Below are 21,195 nucleotides of genomic sequence, written 5' to 3'. Positions count from 1 at the left end.
GGAACCGCGGATGGCGTGGCTGTCGCTCCGTTGTGACGCGCTTCGCGTGCCGTCCTCGCACCAGATGGGTGCGTCCGGAGTTTCCGCAAGCACTCCGGGGCTACCGCCGGAGCACAGGCGTCCGCGAGCGTATCACCCGAGCCCTGCTTTTGTGATAATCACGGCTCCCGCGGGTTCCCCGCCGGTCGTCGTCTCCGCGCCGACGTCACCACCCCCGCGGTCTCCCGGCCGTTTGCAGTCCAGGTAAACCAGAGAACGTGATCGACATGGAATACGTGGTTTCAGACCCCGCCCGGATAACCGGCCTGCTCGCCGCGCTCCAAACGCACTGGCGACTGGAGGAGGACCCCGCCGAGACTTTGAACCGGACCTTTGTCGACACCTTCGACTGGTCAGTCTACCTCAGCGGTGCAACCCTGGAGTGGCGCGACACCCCGCCGCGCCCATCGCTGATCTGGCACGACCTGGACCAAGCCGACGCACCGCTGGCGCAGATCGCCCCCGCACCGCCGGCCTTCCCGGCGGACCTGCCGCCCGGCCCGGTGCGGACGCGACTGATGGAGATCACCGACATCCGTTGTCTGCTGCCGATGATGCACATCGAAACGCACATCCGCACCTTCGATCTGCACAGCCTGAATGACAAAGCGGATCACAAGGCAGCGCATAAGACAGTGGCGCACTTGACGATCGAGGCATCGCGCTTCCGCGACCCGCGCGGCGGGCGCGTGGGAGAACTGCAGGTCCGCGTGCGCGTGCGGATCGAACATGGCGACGAGGACCCTCTCAAGGCGACGCTGAAGGACTTGATGGGCGAACTCGGCATCGCATCCGCGCACGAACCCATCCTGCTGGAGGCCCTCGCCGCCGCTGACCGGCACCCCGCCGACTACTCGTCCAAACTCGATTTCCGGCTCGAGCCGGAAACCCGCGCCGACCTGGTGACCAAGCAAATCCTGCGCGGACTGCTGACCACCCTGGAGGCCAATCTGGACGGCGCCCGAGCCAACCTCGATTCGGAGTTTCTCCACGACTTGCGGGTCGCGACACGGCGCACCCGCTCGGCCCTCAGCCAGTTGCGCGGAGTCTTCCCGATGGCCGTGGTCGCGCACTTCAAGGAGGAGTTTGCCTGGCTGCAACAAATCACCGGCCCGGTCCGTGATCTCGATGTCTATCTACTCGATTTCGCGGCCTATCGACAGTCCCTACCCGCACCCCTGGGTGCCGATCTGGAACCCCTGCGGGACTTTCTGTTGGCACGCTATGCGGCGGAGCAGCGCCGCCTCGCGCACGCGCTCGCGGCGGATCGCTTCACCCGCCTGATGGCTGACTGGCGATCATTCCTCCAGGCGCCCGCCGCTGACGCGACCAACACCGCCAACGGTGCGCGTCCGATCCAACAGGTGGCTAACCAGCGTATCCGCGCGATGTTCAAGCGGGTCCGCCGCGAGGGTCGGGCGATTCGCGCCGAATCACCGCCTGAAGATTTGCACGAACTGCGTAAGAGTTGCAAGAAGCTCCGCTACCTCATGGAGTTCTTCCAGAGCCTCTATCCCCAGGGCCAATGCCGCGCGCTGATCAGTCTCATGAAAGGACTGCTCGATAATCTGGGCAGCTACCAGGACCTGGCGGTCCAGGCCGCCCATCTGCGCGACCTCGCCCAGACCATGCGTGATGAGGCGCAAGCGCAGACGCAGACCGCAACCCTGCTCGCCATGGGCGCCCTGATCGGCAACCTGCTCGGGAGGCGGCAAGCGACTCGCGACCAATTCGACCGGGTGTTTGCCGATTTTCTCAGCGAGCACAACCAACTGGCCTTTCGCAACCTGTTCGACCGTCAACCCTCTCCATGAAGCCCCGCGACCGTCTCGCCGCCGCCATCCTGTCGCTCCTCCTCTCGTTCGGGGCCGCTGCTGCCGCGCACGCGGCAGATCCCAGCACAGAACCTTTCGATCTCGACGACCTGCGCGTCAAGATCACCGCCGCCATGCCCTATGTCGAACTTGGACAGGGCGGCGGCAAGGTTCTGTTGATGCGTCATCAGGACCCGGGGCATGTCATCCCGTCACCTTACGACAAGACCGCGCGTGATTGCCCCCCATACTGCATTCAGCCGATGCAATTGGCACCCGGTGTCGAGACCATCGGCGAACTGGAACTGATCGACTACCTCAAACGCGCGGCCAGCGGCGAGCCGGTCCTGGTCATCGACTCGCGAACGCCGGCCTGGACCGGACACGGCGTGATTCCGGGGGCCGTCGTCATCCCCTATACACGCATCGATCCGGCAACCGCCTCCCCGTCCGCGGTGGCCGAATTGCTGGAACTGGAATTCGGTGCTGTGCGCGTGGAGGGTCTGTGGAATTTCGGCCATGCCAAGACCCTGGTCTTTTACTGTAACGGCGCCTGGTGCGGCCAGTCACCCACCAACATCCGCGCCCTGCTGGACCTGGGTTACCCCGCCCATCGACTCAAATGGTATCGCGGCGGGATGCAGTCATGGGAACAGTTTGGACTCACGACCGTCAAGGCATCGCCGCACTAAAACAAAGGCAGGGCCCGTACCCATTGCCCGAGCGTTGGCGGATAATGTCCGGTCGAAGACCGCCAACCCAACCACCCACACAGGTGACCCATGCTGCGCGACTGGTCAGACGTCTACTCCGTCGGCATCGCCGAGATCGACCATCAACACCAGGGATTTTTCGAGGCGTCCCACCGGCTCTACCAACGCATCCTGGAACGCGAAGAACTCCGGGCGGTCGAGGAAGCGCTCGCGTTCATGCGCGACTACGCCGCGAGCCACTTCTCCACCGAGGAGTCATTCATGCGCGACCACGCCTATCCTGCCCTGGCGACCCACCAGGCACTTCACGCGGCATTCTTCAAACGTCTGGACGCCCTGGCGGAAGATCTTGCAACCTTCGGTCCCAGCCAGGATCTGGCCGATCGCGCCCTTGATCTGACCCAGGACTGGCTGGTCGATCACATCACCGACGAAGACGTGCTCTATGCCCTGCACGCGCGCTCGCATCCAGACAGACCCTTGGTGTAGCGGCGGGTTTGAAACCCGCCCCTACGTGCGGTTGTCACGTCCGAAGGCTATATTCGTGTTCAACCTAGTCTGACGCATTGCCTGGCGGCACCTCATCGGCCGGAAGCACCCCAAGCACGGCGCGCTCGATCGCGTCGAGGTCCACCAGGGCCGCGGGGCGACCCCGCAGACACAGGGTGACCTGAAGAAACGGATGCCCTTCCTGAGCGGCAAGCGCGGCCGACGCGGTCACGCTTTCCGGCGTGACACGCTCCAGCCGGGGCACCCCGGGGCTCTCGATCGCGACAAAGGCCAGACTCGGATCGCCCCCCGGGGCATGGCACACGACGGCCTGAAGATGACGCAACTGGTCATCGGATGACCGATCCGGGGCGGCCAGGCGGATCACCGGCAACTGCAATCCGCGCCACGCCAGATAGCCGATCAGCCAGTCCGGCGCCCTTGGCGCCGGGGCCGTCAGCGGCTCGGCGCGCACGATCTCGGCGACCGCCGCGCCCGGAAGCAACAGATCCCATGGGTTCGGATCGCACGGCACCGGCAGCAGCAGGACCCGCAGCGTCTGTTCGTCCTGGTTCATGGCTGTTGCTCCCGCTCCGCCAGCAGGGAGGTGATCTCGTCGAGCAATTCGGACTCCTGGAAAGGCTTGCTGAGATAGCGGTTGACCCCGAGCGCCAAGGCGTGATCGCGATGCTTCGGCCCGGCGCGTGAGGTGATCATGATGATTGGCAGGTCACGCAACCGCTCCGACCGTCGGATATGGCGGGTGAGTTCATAACCATCCATCCGCGGCATCTCGATATCCAACAGGACCAGGTCGGGCCGACGTGCGTCGAACAAGGTGAGTGCCTCGACACCATCCTTGGCGGTGATCACCTCGTACTTTTGGCGCCGCAGCAAGCGCGCGGTGACCCGGCGCACGGTCAGCGAGTCATCCACGACCATCACACAAACCGGCTGACTCGCCGCAACGGCGACGCCCTGGCTGGGAGGCAGGTAATCATGGACGGCACCGGAACGTAACAAGGCGAGCACATCCAGAATCAAGGCGACGCGCCCATCCGGCAGGATGGTGCCGCCGGCCAGCCAGCGCACCGAGGCCAACTGCGCGCCCAAGGGCTTGACGAGGATCCGGGCACTCTCGATCAAGGCATCCACCTGCAGCGCCACCCGCAGATCGCCCACTCGCGCCAACAGCAGCGGCAGCCAGCGCTGCTCGCCGAGGTTGGGCTGCAGATCGGGATCGAGCAACCGGCCCAGATAAGCCACACGATACGCGTGACCCTGATACGCGAAGTCCCTACCCCGCCCCTGATAGATCGCCGCGAGATCTTCCCGACCAATGCGCGCGGCGCCCGCGACGGAAGCATGAGGCAGCGCGTAGACACTCGTACCCACCCGCACCAGGAAGGCGTCCAGGATCGCCAGCGTCAGCGGCAGTCGGAGACTGAAACGCGCGCCCTGCCCAGGGACCGAACTCAGGTCGATGGTGCCGTTGGCGGCTTTGATTTCAGAAGCCACCACGTCAAGACCAACCCCGCGTCCGGAGATCTGAGTCACCTGCCCCAGGGTGGTGAAGCCCGGTTCAAAGACGAACTGCATCAGCGCATCGGCCTCGAGTTCCGCCTGCGCCGACAACAGGCCACGGGCGACTGCCTGGGTGCGGATCGCCGCCAGATCGAGCCCACGGCCATCGTCGCTCAGGTGAATCACGACCTCGTTGCCTTCCCGACTCAGCGCCAGGGTCACGGTGCCGGCGGCCGGTTTGCCGGCAGCGGCACGTTCCGGCGGCGCCTCCAGGCCGTGATCCACGGCATTGCGCAGCAGATGTTCCAGAGGCGCCGCCAGGCGGTCGAGGATGGAGCGGTCGAGTTCGACCTCCGGTCCGATCACCTCCAAGCGGGCGGATTTGCCCAAGCTCTCCGCCGTCTGGCGCACCAGACGATGCAACCGCGGAACCACCTGAACAAAGGGGACCATCCGCGTACGCAGCAACCCGTCCTGCACATCGCTCGCCAGCCGCGCCTGCTGGGTCAGCAGATCCGCGGACTCGCGTTGGTAACCGCCCAGCAAGTCCCGGAGACTGACCAGATCATTCACGGTCTCGGCCAGGCTGCGGGAGAGTTGCTGCAAGGTCGAAAAGCGGTCCAGCTCCAGTGGATCGAAAGCCGGTCCCGACGCGTCCTCCGCCCCCTCGCGCTCGTAGTGCGAGCGGATCTGCGTCTCGGTCTCAGTCTCCAGTTGACGCAGTTGATCGCGCAATCGCCGCACGGTCTGGTCGAGTTCCCCGAGACCGGAATTCAGCAAACCGTTGCGTTGGGTGAGGCGCGCGCGGTAGAGACCGATCTCTCCGGCCGCATCGACCAGCCGGTTGATGAGGTCGGAGCGCACCCGAACCTGCGGCACCGTCCCCCCCCCCGACGTCCCTGGGTCCGCCAACCGGGGCGGACACGGGGTCCGCTGCCGTCGCGACCGCGGGAGGCGCAGGCGTAGCGGCAGAAACACTGACAGCCGAGCGCAGGATCACCAGTGCGGTTTCGTCCGTCGCACCCACCGGCTCAGGCTCCTGGCTCAAAGCCGCCACCAGGGCCGCGGCGCGCGGGAGCGGCGTGTGCTGTTGCAGCGCATCCATCTGGAGTGACAGGGTGTCGACGGTCCGCTGCGCCAGCTCCAGGGTGGTATCGTCGACCTGGCCACGCGCGGCGCGTACCGCGGTCAGCCGCGTCTCCAGTGCATGACTCAGGTCACCGATGGGGCTCAGCCCGGCCAGACGGGCACTGCCCTTGAGCGTATGCAACAGCCGGTTGATCCCGTCAAGCACACCAAGGTCTTGAGGCGCCAACTGCCAGCTTCGAAGCGTGGCATCGATGCCGTCGAGCAGATCGCGGCCATCATCAAGGAACAGGCTCAAGAGTTCCTGATCGGCGTGATCGTCCGACGCGCCTGCCGGTTCGCAACTCGGGCCGGCGGGCTCCTGACCTACGGGTTGACTGACCGGTTGAATAACCGGTTGACTGATCGGCGCGGACTCCGGACCCTCGGCCGCCTCACCCGCCGGGGGTAAGGTGACCGCCCCCAGCTCGGCGTCCAGAACGCCAACCGCCGCCGCCAGTTCAGCAGCCAAGTCATCCGCGGCAAGCCTGCCGGAGTCTTGCGGATGCGGTACATGCACTGGCGTCGGCTTCGGCAATTCGTCCACTGACCGCACCACTCCAGACGGACCGGAGCGATCACCGCCGCCATCCTCAGCGAGCGCAAACTCATCGGACAAATCAAGAAAATCGACCAGATCCCAGTCCCGCTGCGCCGCCTCGTCCCCGTCGACACCGCCCGGCACCGCGGGATCGGATACCGACTGCGCGTCGGATTGCTCAGGGTCGATGAATCGCGGTTCGAGCAGCCCTTGATCCAGCAAGACACTCACTGCCTCGACCGGATCAGACCTGGCATCGTGGTCGGGTACCACCGATGCATCAGCCAAACTCAGCGGCGGCAGGGCGAAACCTTCGAGATCAAGCTCAAGCGGCGGTCCCTGCACCGCGGGCGCCTCCGACGTCACCGCGCGCACCCCCTCCGGCACCGTGATCGCGGTCAGGTCCGCGGCCAGGGCGAGCAAGAGATCCGCCCCGGTATCGATCGCGGGAAGTTCCGCGATGCGTTGCGCAATGCCATCCACGGCCCGCTCGATCAGTGCCAAAGTCACCGCAGTAGCGGCCTCGGCCGCGACCTGCAGCGCACCCAGACGCCGCTCCAGTAACCGCGCGACATTCGCGATCGAGTCGATTCCCGACATCCGGGCACTGCCGCTGAGCGTATGCAGCGCACGGACGGTCCCCTCATCCGGCACCGCATCACCGGCTGCCGCCCGTACCAAAAAGGCACGCACTGCGTCCAGGTGATGGAGGGTCTCGGCACGAAAGATGGCCAGGAGTTCGTCGTCGGCGACAAAAACGCTGGCGTGATCCGTCAAGTCCGCCGCGGTCAGCGCATCGGCGCGCGGTTCCTCGGGCGTGACCGCGGCGGCGACCACGGGCGCCGCTTCGGGCGGCGCATTCAGCCAATCGAGTTGCGCCGCAAACCACTGATCAGCCGATTCAACGAGCAACCCCGCCGAGGGCCACTGCGCCGCCGCGGTGACGTCGGTAGCGGACCCGGGCACGGTCCCCTGCTCCCCCGCGCGCCGCACCGTTTCCGGAGACGCCGACGACCCCGGCCACGCGCGCGCCGCCGTGTCCGCCGACTGGAGATCCGCGGACGTCAAAGCGGCCGCTGCGGTCCCGGAAGACTGGCCCAGTTGCGCTGCCCGCGACACCAGCCCGGCGATGTCCAGCGGACGCTGCTGCGCCTCCGCCGCAACCAGATTCGGCAGCACCTCAACCACCGCGGCCAGCCAGGCGACGCGTGCGGCATCCGGCACGAGACCCTGCTCCAGCAACCCGTTGAGGAGGCCCTCGGCGGCCTGAGCGAGGTCGGCGATCCGCACGGCACCGACCAGCCGCCCGCTCCCCTTGAGGGTATGGAAGCTGCGACGCAATGCGCTGAGTACACCCTCATCGGCCAAGTTGTCTTGCCATCGCGCGAACTGCGCGCCGATCGCTTGCGTCTCCTCCTGCGCCTCCTCCAGGAAGATGTCGAGAAACTCGGGCGAGATCCCGCCTGTTTGGGTTGGACGCGCACTTGCATCGGAGGCAGCCTCGACTGCGTCGCCAGCGGCAGGCGCGGGCGCCGGTGCGGGCGCGACGCGCTGCACGGCGTCGGCCTGGTCCGCATCGCCCGGCACGACAGCGGTACCGGAGCCCAGTACGCGATCGAGGTCACGTAGCGCCGCGGCAGACTGGCGAATCAGGTCATGATCCTCCGGCTCGCCTTCTTCGACGCGCTCGATATGGAGTTCCAAGGCAGCGATAGCGTCCGCCAGAAAGCCGAACTCCAGATCCCGCGGCCAGCGATCCGCCGCCAGGTAACGGCGCCGAACCAACACCGCGAGGTCCGTGGCCACCTGGGCCGCCGCATCGTCGCCGAGGATCTGCAACGCGCCGGCCACCCGAAACAGGCTGTCAGGGATGTCGCGGAAATTGGCCGGATGTGCCCCCGGAACGCGGCAGGCGAGGATGGCGTCCCGCACACCCACGAATTCGGCCCGGGCCTCGCGCAGCGTCGCCTTCTGCAATTCCGCGGCATAGAGTCCGGGCGCGATGACGCTGCCCGTAGGGGGGTCACGATGCTCGGCATAGGCCTGGATCACGGCCTCGATTCCCAGCAAATCGGCCGCCAGCGCTTCCAACCGCTGGACCTCATCGACCGTTCCGGCCGGCACCAGCTCGCCGAAACCGTCCGCCAGCAGGCGCAGACGCTCGGGCAGATCCCCGGTATCGGCAACGTCCAGCGTGCGTGCCAGAACCCGCAGACCCGTCCGGATCTCATCCAGTGGGGTCCGATCGTCGCGCGCGCCGCGCACAAAGGCATCCAGCCGTTCCTTCAGGGGCGTCAGCTCGCTCAACATCGCCTGCGCCAGGCCGGCCAGGGCATCGGACGCGGCATCGCCCGCCCGCGGGCGGTTGGCGACCATTCCATGCACCCGCTGATAATGGGCCTGGATATCGTCTACGCTGGGTGTCTGAATCGAGGTACTGGACAACGCGCCGAGAAAGGCATCGATCAGTTGATGGGCTTCGGCGTCTGGCCATTCGGGCGGGCTATCGACCAGCGGCTTGAACACCCGATCCAAGCGCCCGATTAACGCTTGGGCATCGGCATCGCCGGTGATCGCCCCGCCTTGCAGGCCCACTGCATAGGCCTCGGCCAAGCGGAACAAATCCGCCAAAATCCCGTCTTTCAAGAACCGGTGGAGTTGATGGAACAGACGCCCGAGTTTGATCAGGCCCTCGCTGCTGGTCGCGGGGCGGTACCACTCGACCAGATCGCGGTGAAAGTGCGGCCGCACCTTGCGAAAGACCGTGGTGAGTGCCTCCAGCGCCTCCGGCGGCAGGTCTTCCTCCTCCTCGGCCAGTACCGAACCCGGAACCAGCAGCTCCGCCTGAGTCAGCGGGGGAGCACCCCGCGATTCCCGCAGATCGTTGATGGTCGGCCACAGGCTCAAGGGGTCGATCGCGCTGCCGACGTCCAATCGATCCAGGTGGTTGGGCAGCTGAATCAGGGCCAGTATCATGGCCTCGGCAGCCTCCTTGGGGCTGCGCACGCGACACTCGGCCATGGCATCGCATAGCCGCTGCATCTCGTCCACCAAACGCGCGGGCAGCGTGAGTTGCAGCGCGAGCAGCACACCGCGAATCTCGAACAAGGCGTCCACCGCATCACCCAGGGATCCGGGGTCGCTGGTTTGCCCGTAGGCTTCCACGCGTTCGGTGACCCGACGCAGGGTCGCGGCGATTTCGCCCTTGACCCACTTCAGACCGCCGACAACCTTTGCTACCATGGGATCACTGCCCCTGGGTGAAGCCTTGGACAAGGCACTGAAACAGGCCGCGAGCCAGACCGCGGTCCATCAGGTCAACCGAAAACCCGCCACCGAACGCTGCAGTTCGGTGACCAGACTCACGAGCTCCTCCACCGCCGCGGCGGCCCGTCGGATCCCGTCCGCGTTCTCCTCGGTGATCCCCCGAATCGCCTGAACCGTCGCGTTGATCTCCGCCGACTGGCCGGACTGACGCGCAGAGGAATCGGCGATACGCTTGGTCAGGTCGGCGATATAAGCCGAGACGTTCTCGATCTCGCGCAGCGCCTCCCCGGCGTTCTCGGCCAGATTCGCCCCCTCCACTACGCCCGCGGTGCTGGCCTCCATGGAACTCACCGCCTCATTGGTGTCGGCCTGGATCGTGCGGACCAGCACCTCGATTTGTTTGGTCGCGTTACGCGAACGCTCGGCGAGCCGCTGCACCTCGTCGGCGACCACCGCAAAACCGCGTCCGGCGTCGCCGGCCATGGCTGCCTGCATGGCGGCGTTCAGGGCCAGGATATTGGTCTGATCGGCGATATCGTCGATCAACTCGACAATCTCGCCGATTTCCTGGGAACTCTCGCCGAGACGCTTGATGCGCTTCGCGGTCTCCTGAATCTGTTCGCGGATCGCGTCCATGCCCGCAATGGTGTCGCGCACGGTCCGGGCACCCCGTCCCGCTACCTGGACCGACCGCGAGGCGACCTCGGCCGACGCGATCGCGTTGTTGGCAACATCTTCGATCTGTTCGGTCAATGACCGAACGGCACCGGACGCCAGCGTGATCTGCGCGGACTGCGCCGTGGCCGCATCGGTCAACCGCACGGCGATGGAGCGGCTTTCCTGTGACGCCTGCGCCACCTTGGCGGCGGTCGCGTTGATGGTCGTAACCAGACCCCGCAGGGCCTCCACCGCGTAATTGACCGAGTCGGCGATGGCACCGGTCTTGTCCTCGGTCACCGTAGCCGTCACGGTCAAGTCGCCGTCGGCCAGAGTGCCCATCTCGTTGAGAAGCCGCAGGATGGCCTGCTCGTCGCGCTCGCTCTGGGCCAGCGAGGCCGCCGCGCGCCGCCGCGCGTCAGTCACCACGCCGACACCGAGCGCGAACAGCCCAGCCAGTGTCAGGGCAGTGAACAGCGACACCGCCCAGGGGCCGACCGGCACGGGTCCGACCCGCGCTTCCAGCGGCGCCTCACGATAGGCATCCACCAAGGTATTCAGCGCGGTATCGAACACTGCCCCGGCCTCCTGCAAGGGTATCAGGGCATCGATCGCCGGAAGCGCCCGTGGCGCCAGTTTGCGCAGCGCATCGACGCCGGTGCGTATTGAGGTCCATAGGAGGGCGGTCTGCGCCAGTGCATCGCGCGTCGCGGTCGCGCCGCGCGTGCCCGCCTGCTCGGTCAGCGCATTCAGGTGCACGGCAAATTCCTTGGCCGCGGCATCGCCGGCATCGCCCGCCACCAGCCCCGGGGGACCACCGATCAGCAACCGCTCCAAACCGGCATTCAAGGCCGCGAGGCGCGCCAATTGGCGACCGGCCTCCAGGGCCTGCCCAGCGGGCGCGCCCTCGGCGACGATCAACTCGGCGGATCGGGTCATGGAAACCCCGATGTCCGGCAGCAGGGCCGCGGTGGACTGAATCAGCTCACGCATCCCCAGCAGATCGGCCTGTGCATCAAGGATGCGATCCGCTGTCTCGCGATAGCCGAGCCAGGCGGTCTGCGCAGTGCGCAGTTGCGGTTGCACGCGCGCGGGTGAGGACGGCAACCCGGCGGCTGCCGATCCGGCTTGCAGCGCGTCCATCCCCCGCTGCAACCGATCCCGATCGGCGCGCAGCCGATCAAAAGCACCCGCATCGCCGACGACCGCCGCGCCCGCGGCGCGCGCCATTTGCTGACCCAGGGCCTGCTGAGCCGCCGCCGCCAGTGACAGGCGCGCATGGCCGTCCGCGACGTCCCTCATCAGGACATAACTCACCAGCGCCAGGGCGGCGCAGACCAAGGCGAACACCGCCCAGCCGATCACCGCCCCATTGACACCGCCAGCGGCATTGTTGTCCTGCGCTAGCTCGCTTGCCTTCGCCATCGCGTTCCGACTCCGGGTCCGGTTGAAGTATCCTGACTGACTAGGGGATCCGCGAGCAACAGGTCCAGCGCGATTACCGGAATCACCGCACCCGCAAGCGGGAAAGCGCCTTGGGCAAAGGGTTGCAGCACACCAATCCCGGCGGACGGCGCAGCACACCGCTGCGCCTCCGCGAAATGGCGGATACCGAGCACCTCGTTCGCCACCAACCCGCAAGGCAGGTCATCCTGGCGCACGACCAGCACGCGGTCCGTCTCTCGCCGCGTCGGTACGCCGTCCTGGGTCAGCGCGGCCAAGTCCAGGAGCGGGAGCAGGGTTCCGCGGTTATTGGCGACACCCAAGACCCAGGGCTTGGTACCCGGCACCGGGGTCAGGTCGGCGGGCACACTCAAGACCTCGACCACTTGATCCAGCCGGGTGAGCAGCCGTGACGCGCCGACCCGAAATAGGATCCCCGACCAGCGCCCGACCGCGGGCGCGTCCTCCGGCAGGTGCGTGGTCAGTGCGCGAAAGCGAGCCTCGACCGCGACCAACAGGTCGTACAGCGCAGCGCCCGTGGCAGTCGGTGCGTTCATTGCGATCAGCGCTGGAGCGCCGCTTGGACGCGCGCCAGCAGCTCGGTAGCGGCGACCGGTTTGATCAGATAATCCACGGCACCCTGCCGCATCCCCCAGACGCGGTCGGTGGGCTGGTCTTTGGTCGTCACCATGATGATCGGAATGCCCGCCGTCGCCGCGTCCCGGTGCAGCATGCGGGTGGCCTGGAAGCCGTTGAGCACGGGCATGATCACGTCCATCAGGATGACATCCGGCTGCAGCCGCCGCGCCATTTCGATCCCCTGCTCGCCGTTGGTCGCCGTCTCGACACGGTACCCGGCCTTACCCAGAGTATTGGAGAAGATGCGGGACTCGGTGGGTGAGTCATCGACGATCAGCACGGTGGCCCGCGCGCGGTCCGACGCGCCAGCGGGCGAACCGGTGCCAGGGCCGGGACCAGCCTCGTCGCGACTGCGGGAAACTCTGATCATAGATCGACTCTATACTTGGCGGAAATCGCCTTGGGCGATTGCCGGAAAATCATGTATTCGACAACACTCGCCTCAGTCCGCGATGCGCCGCAACGAGCCGCGCACCGCATCAATAAACTCCTTACCGGTAAAGGGCTTGGACAGATAGAGGCCAGCCCCGACCAGACGGCCCTTCGCCCGGTCGAACAATCCGTCCTTGCTGGAGAGCATCACCACCGGCGTATCCCGCAATTGCGCATTGGCCTTGATCAGTGCGCACGTATGATAACCGTCCAGCCGCGGCATCATGATATCGACAAACACCAGATCCGGCTTGAACTCCATGATTTTGCCCAACGCCTCGAAACCGTCCTCCGCGGTCCGCACCTCGCAGCCCGCCTTGATCAGCAGGCCCTCGGCGGCACGGCGGATCGTCTTGCTGTCGTCGATCACCAGCACCCGCGCCCCGCGCAGGTCACTATCCGCGTCCGCGTCCGCGTCATTCATGGGCTGCAACCCCGCCATGCGATTGGTATCCGAGCGTGAACACTGCCGTGGCACCAAGGCTGCCCGCTCCGGAAACTCCTGAAGCGGCTGAAGTCAAAAGCCGGACACGGCACAGTGCGCCAAGGGTCTTTTCTCGGTCGATGTTGTACCACGTGTACCAGGGACTGGTACAGCCGTGGATTGAAAACCGCGTTCCAGGTCACACGCCAACGGCGGCTTCAAGTGGCACAGCGTCTTGGGGTACACTCGCGGTATGGCTATTCAAATCGGCGTCATCATGGACCCCATCGGGTCCATCAACATCAAGAAGGACAGTACCTTCGCGATGATGCTCGCGGCGCAGCGGCGCGGCTGGGGCTTGCAGTATCTGGAAGTCGGCGACCTGTTCCTGAGCGAAGGGCACACGCGGGCGCGGATGCGCGAGGTCAGGGTCACCGACGATCGGGCGGGCTGGTACCGGTTCGGCATCGAGTCCACTCGCCCGCTCAGCGACCTCGACGCGGTGCTCATGCGCAAGGACCCGCCCTTCGACATGGAGTACATCTTCTCGACCTATCTGCTGGAACACGCCCAGCGCGCCGGGGCACGCGTGATCAACGATCCGCGTACCCTGCGTGACGCCAACGAGAAACTGTTCACGGTGGAGTTTCCCCAGTGCACCCCGCCGACCCTGGTGACGCGGCATCTAACCGACATCCGCGCCTTCCAGGCCATCCATCAGGACATCATCCTCAAGCCCCTGGACGGCATGGGCGGGTCCGGGGTGTTCCGCGTGCGGGCGGCGGACCCGAATCTCAGTGTGATCGTGGAAACCCTGACTGAGCGCGGCCGGCGCCTGTGCATGGTCCAGCGCTTCATCCCCGAGATCGCCGACGGCGACAAGCGTATCCTGATGATCGACGGTGAGCCCGTACCCTACTGCCTGGCGCGCATCCCGGCCCCCGGCGAGACGCGCGGCAACCTGGCCGCCGGCGCCTCGTTCGAAGGCCGTCCGCTGACCGAACGCGACCGCTGGATCAGCGCTCAGGTCGGACCCGTGCTGCGCGCGCGCGGCATCCTGTTCGCAGGGTTGGATGTCATCGGCGATTATTTGACCGAGATCAATGTCACCAGTCCGACCTGCATCCGCGAACTGGATGCCCAGTTCGGACTGGACATCGCGGGCGACCTGTTGGACGCCATCGCCGCGCGCCTTCCCACTGCCTGACGCGACCAGGTCCCCGGTCGCGGGCTCGCGCCCCGGAGCTTCCCATGCTGTATCCGTTGGACCCGTTTTCCGGCCGGACCCGCCGCCGCGCCGGATGGATTGCCGCCGCGCTGCTCATCCTTCTCACCGGCTGCCGCTCGGAGGCGCCGGTCATCACCGCGCGTTTCATGGCGTTCGACAGTATCGTGGACCTGAGTCTGGTCCGCGTGGAACCCGCCCTGGCCGCGCGCGCGGAGAACCTCATCGAGCAAGACTTCCGTTTCCTCGACAGCACCCTGGATACCTGGAAGACCGGCGCCATGGAACGTGTCAATAAACTCCTGCCGACGGGTGAGTCATTCGTCGCACCGCCCGCCATCCTGCCCCTGGTCCGCATGAGCCAAACCTACGAACGATTGAGCGGCGGGCTGTTCAACCCGGCGCTCGGCAATCTGATCGCCCTCTGGGGTTTCAATGTCCCGCAACCGGAATGCAATCCGCCGCCACGCGATCAGGTGATCGAGCGCTGGGTGAAAGCGAACCCCCGCATGGCCGACATCAAGCTCGACGGGCTTGAGATCCAAGGCAATAACCGCGCCCTGAGGCTCGATTTCCATCCGATCATCCGGGGTTACGCGATTGACCTCGCCATCGCCCTGATCAAAGAACTGGGCATTCGTGACGCCCTGGTGCAGATCGGTCCGGACCTGCGGGCCATCGGCGACCGGGGCGGTCAACCCTGGCGCATTCCGATTCGCCGTCCGAGCGGCGCCGGCGTGCTGGCCGTGCTCAAGGTCATGGGCGACGAGAGCGTCGCCACCACCGCGGCCTATGACCGTGACTTCATCTACGGCGGCCAGAACTATCACCACATCTTGGACCCGCGCACCGGCCACCCGGCACGCGGCACCCGATCCGTGACCGTCGTTCATGGTGACGCCGCCACCGCCAGCGCCGCCGCCACCGCCCTGTTCATCGCCGGTCCCAAGCACTGGCACGAGGTCGCCCAAGCCTTCGGTTTACGCTACGTCATCCTGGTGGACAGCAAGGGCACCGTCCATCTGAACCCGGAATTGCACGCGCGGCTCGACATCGTTGACGCCAACGCCGAACTGATTGTGAGCCCGCCGCTCGCATCACCGGCAGCCGCGGCCACCGTTCATCCTCGCGCAAACCCGGCGTGAGCGAGCGGACCCGCTCCAACCGCAAGCGCACCAAACCGGGCGCACGGTCTCGACCTCCCGGCGGCGCCTTGGCCGCGCGCCTATGGGGCTTCCGCCTGAAACGTGGAATCAACCCGGACGCCGCGACCCACCAGACACCGCCGGTTCCCCGCGCGCTGACCGCGCCGCCGGACGACGGCCCGTCGCGCGTCCTGCCGCTCGCCCTGCTGACGGCCCTGTTCCTGCACCTGTTCCTGCTCTTGGGCGTCTCGTTTCAGATGCCCCAACCGGACACCCAGGCGCCCGCGGATGAGACACTCGAGATCCTGATCCTGAAGGACGCCGGGCAGACCACCGCGACACCCGAGCCGGATGCCGCTTTGTCCCAGCGCTCGCGCGTTGGCGAGTCACCGCAAGCCGACAGCGTCGTCTCGGCCGACGCGGACCCGGACGCCGAGGTCGAAGTCATGGATGAGGAGGTGGTGGAACCGGAGCCCCCGGCGCCGCTCCCGCCGCCTCCCCCACCCGCGCGGACTCAGCCGCCGGAGGTCCTGACCGCGGCACCCGAGCCCAAACCCGAGCATCAGGTCAAGCCGCCGGTCGACCCACTGAACGATCCCCTGAGCGACCCGGGCCGACCGGTGGATGCCGCCCAGATCCTCGCCAGCCGCAACCAGGAGATCGCCCGTCTCACCGAGAGCCTGGAGGCACGCGGCAGCGCCTATGCCAGCCGCCAGCGGCACAAGTCGATCAGTGCCAGCACCCGCGAATACCGCTACGCCAACTATCTGGCCGCCTGGGCGCGCAAAGTCGAACAGATCGGCAACCTCAACTACCCCCAGGCTGCTAAGGACCGGCGCCTCCACGGCAGTCTCATCCTGCATGTCGGAGTCCGTGCGGACGGTACCGTGGAAAAGATCCGGATCGTGCGCTCCTCCGGTCATGAACTGCTGGACCAGGCCGCGATCAAGATCGTCCAACTCGCCGCGCCCTACGCCCCCTTCCCACCCGACATCGCCGCCGAAACCGACGTCCTCGACATCATCCGCACCTGGCAATTCCTGCGCGGCGGCAAACTCGGCTGGGAGTAGGGAGTAGGATGGGTAGAGCGCAGCGAAACCCATCCTTCCCCGTCAAGGTCGAATAGCCCATTATCCGTCGCTTCGGACTTGCCCCAGCCCGCGGGGCACGGGATACTAGCGCCATGGGCTTCAGTACCTCACTCACCAACCACTTCCTGATCGCGATGCCGGGTCTCCAGGACCCCAATTTTGCGCGAACGGTCACTTATGTCTGCGAGCACACCGACCAGGGGGCGATGGGCATCGTCATCAACCGCCCCACGGAGGTGACCCTGGGCGAATTGTTGGCGCAACTGGACATCCCCACCCGCCTCGGCGCGGTGCGCGATACCCTGGTCTACCAGGGCGGCCCGGTGCAGACGGATCGGGGCTTCGTGCTCCACACCGCCGGCCCGTCGTTCGACTCCACCCTCAATATCACCGCCCGAATCAGCGTGACCACCTCACGCGACGTGCTGGAGGCCATCGCCGGCGGCGAAGGTCCGCCGCAAGCGCTGATCGCGCTGGGCTATGCCGGCTGGGGCAGCGGCCAATTGGAGCAGGAACTCAGCGCCAACGCCTGGCTCAGCGGCCCCGCCAACGACGACATCATCTTCCGACTGGACGCGGAGTCACGCTGGCTGGCGGCCGCCAAGCTGCTCGGCGTCGATCTCAACCTGCTCAGCGGCGAGGCCGGACACGCGTAGTGCCAACCCTGCTCGGATTCGACTTCGGCCCGCGCAAGATCGGCGTCGCGGTCGGCCAAACGGTCACCGGCTCCGCCACCCCCTTGACCACCCTGACCTGCCGCGGTGCGCATCCGGACTGGCCGGGCATCGAGGCCCTGGTGCGGCACTGGCAGCCCAGCGCGGCGGTCATCGGCCTGCCCTATAAGCTGGACGATACGCAAGCGGATTGGGCGCCCCTGGTCCACCGCTTCGCGCGCCAGATTCAGGGGCGTTTCGGGTTGACGGTGCATCTGGTCGACGAGCGCTTCACCTCCTGTGAGGCACGCGCCCAATTGACCAGCCGCCTCAACCCGCGGATCGGTCCCAAGCCGCGCACCGGCGCCCCACCCCACCACGCGGTCGACGCCCTGGCGGCCGCCTTGATTCTGGAAGCCTGGCTCAGTGAGCAACCCCGAACCCCTTAGCCCCGCAACGATCAGCCGGCCCGATGCCGCTCAAACGATCTGGATGGATCACGCCGCCGTCGAGGCGGCCATCGCCAGCATGGGAGTCGCCCTGCAGGCTTTGCTCGAACGGCGGCAGATCGCCGCACCCCTAATGGTCGGTATCCACACCGGCGGGGTCTGGGTGGCCGAGCGGCTGCACACCGAACTGGCCCTCGCCGATCCCCTGGGCCATCTCGACATCTCCTATTACCGCGACGACTTCAGCCGGATCGGGATGCACCCGCAGGTTCGCCCCTCGCACCTGCCGGTCACGGTCGAAAACCGCCATATCATTCTGGTGGACGATGTCCTCCAGACCGGGCGGACCATCCGCGCGGCACTCAACACCCTGTTCGACTACGGCCGTCCCAAATCGGTGATCCTCGCCACCCTGGCGGAGTTGGACGGACGCCATTTGCCGATCGAGCCCAACGTGGTGGGCCTGCACGCGCGCCTCGAAACGGGTGAGCGAATCAAGCTGACCGGCCCGGCGCCGCTGGTCCTGGTGCGCGGCCGCGCGCCGGCCAAGACGGCACTCAAGACGCACCAGGTCGAGGCCGCACCCTGATGTCCCACGCCAACGCCCACGATCTGCAATTGGACCCCGCGGGTCACCTCAAGCACCTCCTCACCGTCGAGGGCTTGGGCCGCGAACTCCTGACCGAGGTTCTGGACCAGGCCGAGGGCTTCCTCGGCGTCGCCCAGCAGGCAGTCAAGAAGGTTCCCCTGTGTCGCGGCAAGGTCGTTGCCAACCTGTTCTTCGAGACCAGCACCCGCACCCGCACCACCTTCGAGCTGGCGGCCAAACGGCTGTCGGCGGATGTGCTGAATCTGAACATCGCCGCCTCGGCCACCACCAAAGGCGAGACCCTGCTCGACACCCTGCGCAACCTGGAGGCGATGCAGGTCGATATGTTCGTGGTGCGCCATGCGGCCAGCGGCGCCGCCCACTTCATCGCCTCCCAGGCCGCCCCCCACGTCAGCGTCATCAATGCCGGGGACGGGCGCCATGCGCACCCGACCCAGGGGATGCTCGACATGTTCACCATCCGCCGTCACAAGGGCGCCTTCGAAAACCTGCGCATCGCCATCGTCGGCGACATCCTGCACTCGCGGGTGGCGCGCTCCCAGATCGCCGCGCTCAATACCCTCGGCGCCGGTGAGATCCGGGTCATCGGCCCGCGCACGCTGATGCCGGCGCAGGTCGAATCCCTGGGCGTGCGGGTCTTCGAGGATCTGCGCGAAGGGGTGCGCGACGCCGACGTGGTGATCATGCTGCGGCTGCAGCGCGAACGCATGAGCGTCGCCCTGCTGCCCAGCGAGCACGAATATTTCCAGCTTTACGGACTCACCGAAGAGCGCCTCTCCACCGCCCGGCCGGACGCCATCGTCATGCACCCCGGCCCCATCAACCGCGGAGTCGAGATGGACACCCAGGTCGCCGACGGGCCGCGCTCGGTGATTCTCGAACAGGTCAGCAACGGGATCGCCGTGCGCATGGCGGTGATTGCCATGTGTATCGGCACCCAGAACCTGCGCGGCCAGGACGCCGTAGGGGACCTCGATGACTAGCAGCAAGAAGATCAGCATTCGCAATGGTCGCCTGATCGATCCGGCAAGCGGGACCGACCGCGCGGCCGATCTGCATCTCGCCGATGGCCGGGTCCTCGCCATCGACGGGCCCCCGGCCGGATTCCAGCCAGACGTCACACTCGACGCGCGCGGCCTGGTGGTCTGCCCCGGTCTGATCGACCTCTCCGCCCGGCTGCGCGAGCCCGGCCACGAACAGAAGGCGACCATCGCCAGTGAGACCAGGGCCGCCGCCGCCGCCGGCATCACCACCCTGTGCTGCCCGCCGGACACCGCCCCTATCATCGACACCCCGGCGGTTGCCCAACTCATCCTGCGCACCGCGCAACGCCACGGGCTGGCGCGGGTGCTGCCGGTCGGAGCCATCACCCAGGGCCTGGACGGCAGACATATCACCGAAATGGCCGCCCTGAAACAGGCCGGCTGCCCGGTGCTCAGCCAGGCCGACCGGCCCATCCGCAACAGCCAGGTGCTGATGCGCGCCCTCGATTATGCCGCCACCTTCGGCCTCACGCTGTTCCTGCAACCCCAGGACGCGGATCTCAGCGAGGGGGGTTGCGCCCACGAGGGTCGGGTCGCCACCCGACTGGGTCTGCCCGGCATCCCGGAGGCCGCCGAGACCGTCGCCGTCGCCCGCGCCCTGGCCCTGGCCGAACAAACCGGCGCACGTATCCACTTCCGCGGACTCTCCAGCGCACGCGGCGCGGAGATGCTGGCCGAGGCACGACGCCGCGGCATCCCGGCCAGCGGCGACTGCTCAATACATCAACTCTTCCTCACCGAAGACGACGTCTACGGCTTCAACGCCGACTGTCATGTGATCCCGCCGCTGCGGACCCTGGCCGACCGCCAGGCGCTGCGCACCGCCGTTGCCGAGGGCGCCATTCAGGCACTCTGCTCCGACCATCAGCCCCATGACGCCGACGCCAAACAGGCGCCCTTCCCCGAGACCGCACCCGGAATCTCGGCCCTGGAAACCCTGCTGCCGCTCGCGCTGGGCCTGGTCGATGAGGGCGTCCTGACCCTGTCCGCCGCCATTGCCCGCCTGACCACCGGACCCAGCGCGATCCTGGGCCACGACCTGGGCCGTCTCGCGCCCGGCCGGCCGGCCGACATCTGCTGCTTCGATCCGGCCGAGACCTGGGTCCTGAGCCCCGAGACACTCGTCAGTCAGGGTCAGAACACCCCCTTCCTCGGTCGTCAACTGCGGGGGCGGGTACGCTGGACCCTGCTCGGCGGGCGGATCGTCCATGAGCGTGCTTAGTGCAGGTGGACGTGATTAGGTACCACTTAGCGGCAACATTCGGATGCGATTCTTCATGATGCCTGGAGAGGTACGTCATATTCTTCGGCCCGCCAGGTCGCATAGGCCAGGGCCGCATAAATGTCCGCCCGTTCCAGGCTAGGATAGAGTTCGAGGATTTTGTCTATCGTTTCGCCTGACGCCAGCAATCCAGTGACTGTGCCGACCGTTATCCTAATGCCGCGGATACAAGGCTTGCCGCCCATGACCTTGGGGTTGATCGTGATTCGCTCTAGTTCCGGAAAATTCATATGTTTTCTCTGTCAGAGTGGCAACGGCTGCGATATCAGCATTACAGCTGGACATGGGGGCTCAGTCGCGCCCGGTGAAAACGGAAAAAGTACCAGGGCTAAGGCTCCACGCCTATAGACACTCCACACCTCATCTTCCGGATTATCCCAGATGGAGGCGAGCGAACCCGCTTGTGCACCCATCAGATCCTCCCACTCCACCCGCTCGCTCTTTTCGGCCTTGATCGTGATCCCGGCCAACGGCGTGCGTAGTCAGGGCTTCCAGCCCTGACGGTGTCAGGCCAGGATGGCCTGACTACGCACCCGGCGAGCCCAAGTGGCCGGAATCTTGATCGAGGCCCTCTTTTCCTTTAGGTAACC

The 21,195-nt window shown here is 66.6% G+C and carries 19 protein-coding genes; 11 read left to right on the top strand and 8 right to left on the bottom strand.

What is annotated here, in order from left to right; all coding sequences use genetic code 11:
* Window positions 1-266 precede the first annotated feature (266 nt).
* The 3 genes from QZY03_RS01325 to QZY03_RS01315 all read left to right on the top strand — a co-directional run bounded on the left by QZY03_RS01325 (window position 267) and on the right by QZY03_RS01315 (window position 3,055).
* The gene (locus QZY03_RS01325; protein WP_295577438.1) at window positions 267-1,853 is read left to right on the top strand and encodes a CHAD domain-containing protein; all 1,587 of its coding nucleotides are present in this window, start codon (window positions 267-269) and stop codon (window positions 1,851-1,853) included.
* Complete coding sequence (locus QZY03_RS01320) at window positions 1,850-2,545, top strand: rhodanese-like domain-containing protein (protein ID WP_020504681.1); 696 nt, start codon at window positions 1,850-1,852, stop codon at window positions 2,543-2,545. Before QZY03_RS01325 ends, QZY03_RS01320 begins: the two co-directional genes overlap by 4 nt.
* 90 nt (window positions 2,546-2,635) lie before the next feature.
* Window positions 2,636-3,055 (top strand): bacteriohemerythrin, encoded by a 420-nt coding sequence (locus tag QZY03_RS01315; RefSeq protein ID WP_295577434.1) that lies wholly within the window; start codon window positions 2,636-2,638, stop codon window positions 3,053-3,055.
* 64 nt (window positions 3,056-3,119) lie between these two features.
* On the opposite strand, the gene QZY03_RS01310 is transcribed toward QZY03_RS01315, so the two are convergent.
* The 7 genes from QZY03_RS01310 to QZY03_RS01280 form a co-directional block, all read right to left on the bottom strand.
* The gene (locus QZY03_RS01310) at window positions 3,120-3,632 is read right to left on the bottom strand and encodes a chemotaxis protein CheW (protein ID WP_295577432.1); all 513 of its coding nucleotides are present in this window, start codon (window positions 3,630-3,632) and stop codon (window positions 3,120-3,122) included.
* Complete coding sequence (locus QZY03_RS01305; RefSeq protein WP_295577465.1) at window positions 3,629-5,032, bottom strand: response regulator; 1,404 nt, start codon at window positions 5,030-5,032, stop codon at window positions 3,629-3,631. The genes QZY03_RS01310 and QZY03_RS01305 overlap by 4 nt, the downstream gene beginning before the upstream one ends.
* A gap of 250 nt (window positions 5,033-5,282) precedes the next feature.
* Window positions 5,283-9,488: an Hpt domain-containing protein gene (locus QZY03_RS01300; protein ID WP_295577429.1), complete on the bottom strand. Its 4,206-nt coding sequence runs from the start codon at window positions 9,486-9,488 to the stop codon at window positions 5,283-5,285.
* Window positions 9,489-9,557: 69 nt separating this feature from the next.
* Window positions 9,558-11,594: a methyl-accepting chemotaxis protein gene (locus QZY03_RS01295; RefSeq protein WP_295577427.1), complete on the bottom strand. Its 2,037-nt coding sequence runs from the start codon at window positions 11,592-11,594 to the stop codon at window positions 9,558-9,560.
* On the bottom strand, window positions 11,573-12,169 hold the full coding sequence (locus QZY03_RS01290) for a chemotaxis protein CheW (protein WP_295577425.1): 597 nt from the start codon (window positions 12,167-12,169) through the stop codon (window positions 11,573-11,575). The genes QZY03_RS01295 and QZY03_RS01290 overlap by 22 nt, the downstream gene beginning before the upstream one ends.
* A 5-nt stretch (window positions 12,170-12,174) precedes the next feature.
* Window positions 12,175-12,621, bottom strand: a complete 447-nt coding sequence (locus tag QZY03_RS01285) for a response regulator (protein ID WP_295577423.1) — start codon at window positions 12,619-12,621, stop codon at window positions 12,175-12,177.
* A gap of 72 nt (window positions 12,622-12,693) precedes the next feature.
* A complete protein-coding gene (locus QZY03_RS01280) occupies window positions 12,694-13,125 on the bottom strand; it encodes a response regulator (protein WP_295577421.1) in 432 nt (143 codons plus the stop codon).
* Between the two features lie 235 nt (window positions 13,126-13,360).
* Here QZY03_RS01280 and gshB point away from each other — a divergent pair, with 235 nt between their 5' ends.
* The 8 genes from gshB to QZY03_RS01240 all read left to right on the top strand — a co-directional run bounded on the left by gshB (window position 13,361) and on the right by QZY03_RS01240 (window position 20,545).
* Window positions 13,361-14,314 carry a glutathione synthase gene (gshB, locus tag QZY03_RS01275; protein ID WP_295577418.1) on the top strand — a complete coding sequence of 318 codons (954 nt, stop codon included), beginning with the start codon at window positions 13,361-13,363 and terminating at the stop codon, window positions 14,312-14,314.
* 44 nt (window positions 14,315-14,358) lie between these two features.
* Window positions 14,359-15,477, top strand: coding sequence for an FAD:protein FMN transferase (locus QZY03_RS01270; protein ID WP_295577416.1), 1,119 nt, complete (start codon window positions 14,359-14,361; stop codon window positions 15,475-15,477).
* Window positions 15,474-16,547, top strand: coding sequence for an energy transducer TonB (locus QZY03_RS01265; protein ID WP_295577414.1), 1,074 nt, complete (start codon window positions 15,474-15,476; stop codon window positions 16,545-16,547). Before QZY03_RS01270 ends, QZY03_RS01265 begins: the two co-directional genes overlap by 4 nt.
* 113 nt (window positions 16,548-16,660) lie before the next feature.
* Window positions 16,661-17,224, top strand: coding sequence for a YqgE/AlgH family protein (locus QZY03_RS01260; protein WP_295577412.1), 564 nt, complete (start codon window positions 16,661-16,663; stop codon window positions 17,222-17,224).
* The gene (ruvX, locus tag QZY03_RS01255) at window positions 17,224-17,670 is read left to right on the top strand and encodes a Holliday junction resolvase RuvX (protein ID WP_295577410.1); all 447 of its coding nucleotides are present in this window, start codon (window positions 17,224-17,226) and stop codon (window positions 17,668-17,670) included. Before QZY03_RS01260 ends, ruvX begins: the two co-directional genes overlap by 1 nt.
* A gap of 43 nt (window positions 17,671-17,713) precedes the next feature.
* A complete protein-coding gene (gene pyrR, locus QZY03_RS01250; RefSeq protein WP_295577407.1) occupies window positions 17,714-18,259 on the top strand; it encodes a bifunctional pyr operon transcriptional regulator/uracil phosphoribosyltransferase PyrR in 546 nt (181 codons plus the stop codon).
* Window positions 18,259-19,263 carry an aspartate carbamoyltransferase catalytic subunit gene (locus tag QZY03_RS01245; protein WP_295577405.1) on the top strand — a complete coding sequence of 335 codons (1,005 nt, stop codon included), beginning with the start codon at window positions 18,259-18,261 and terminating at the stop codon, window positions 19,261-19,263. The genes pyrR and QZY03_RS01245 overlap by 1 nt, the downstream gene beginning before the upstream one ends.
* Window positions 19,256-20,545, top strand: a complete 1,290-nt coding sequence (locus QZY03_RS01240) for a dihydroorotase (protein WP_295577403.1) — start codon at window positions 19,256-19,258, stop codon at window positions 20,543-20,545. Before QZY03_RS01245 ends, QZY03_RS01240 begins: the two co-directional genes overlap by 8 nt.
* Before the next feature lie 53 nt (window positions 20,546-20,598).
* On the opposite strand, the gene QZY03_RS01235 is transcribed toward QZY03_RS01240, so the two are convergent.
* Window positions 20,599-20,835, bottom strand: a complete 237-nt coding sequence (locus QZY03_RS01235) for a DUF433 domain-containing protein (RefSeq protein ID WP_295577401.1) — start codon at window positions 20,833-20,835, stop codon at window positions 20,599-20,601.
* Window positions 20,836-21,195: the final 360 nt, after the last annotated feature.

Origin of the sequence: uncultured Lamprocystis sp. (genome assembly GCF_903933125.1) — a bacterium.
Classification (GTDB): Bacteria; Pseudomonadota; Gammaproteobacteria; order Chromatiales; family Chromatiaceae; genus Thiodictyon.
The sequence above is the reverse complement of the archived record's forward strand: the minus strand, read 5'-3'. Positions and strand labels throughout refer to the sequence as shown.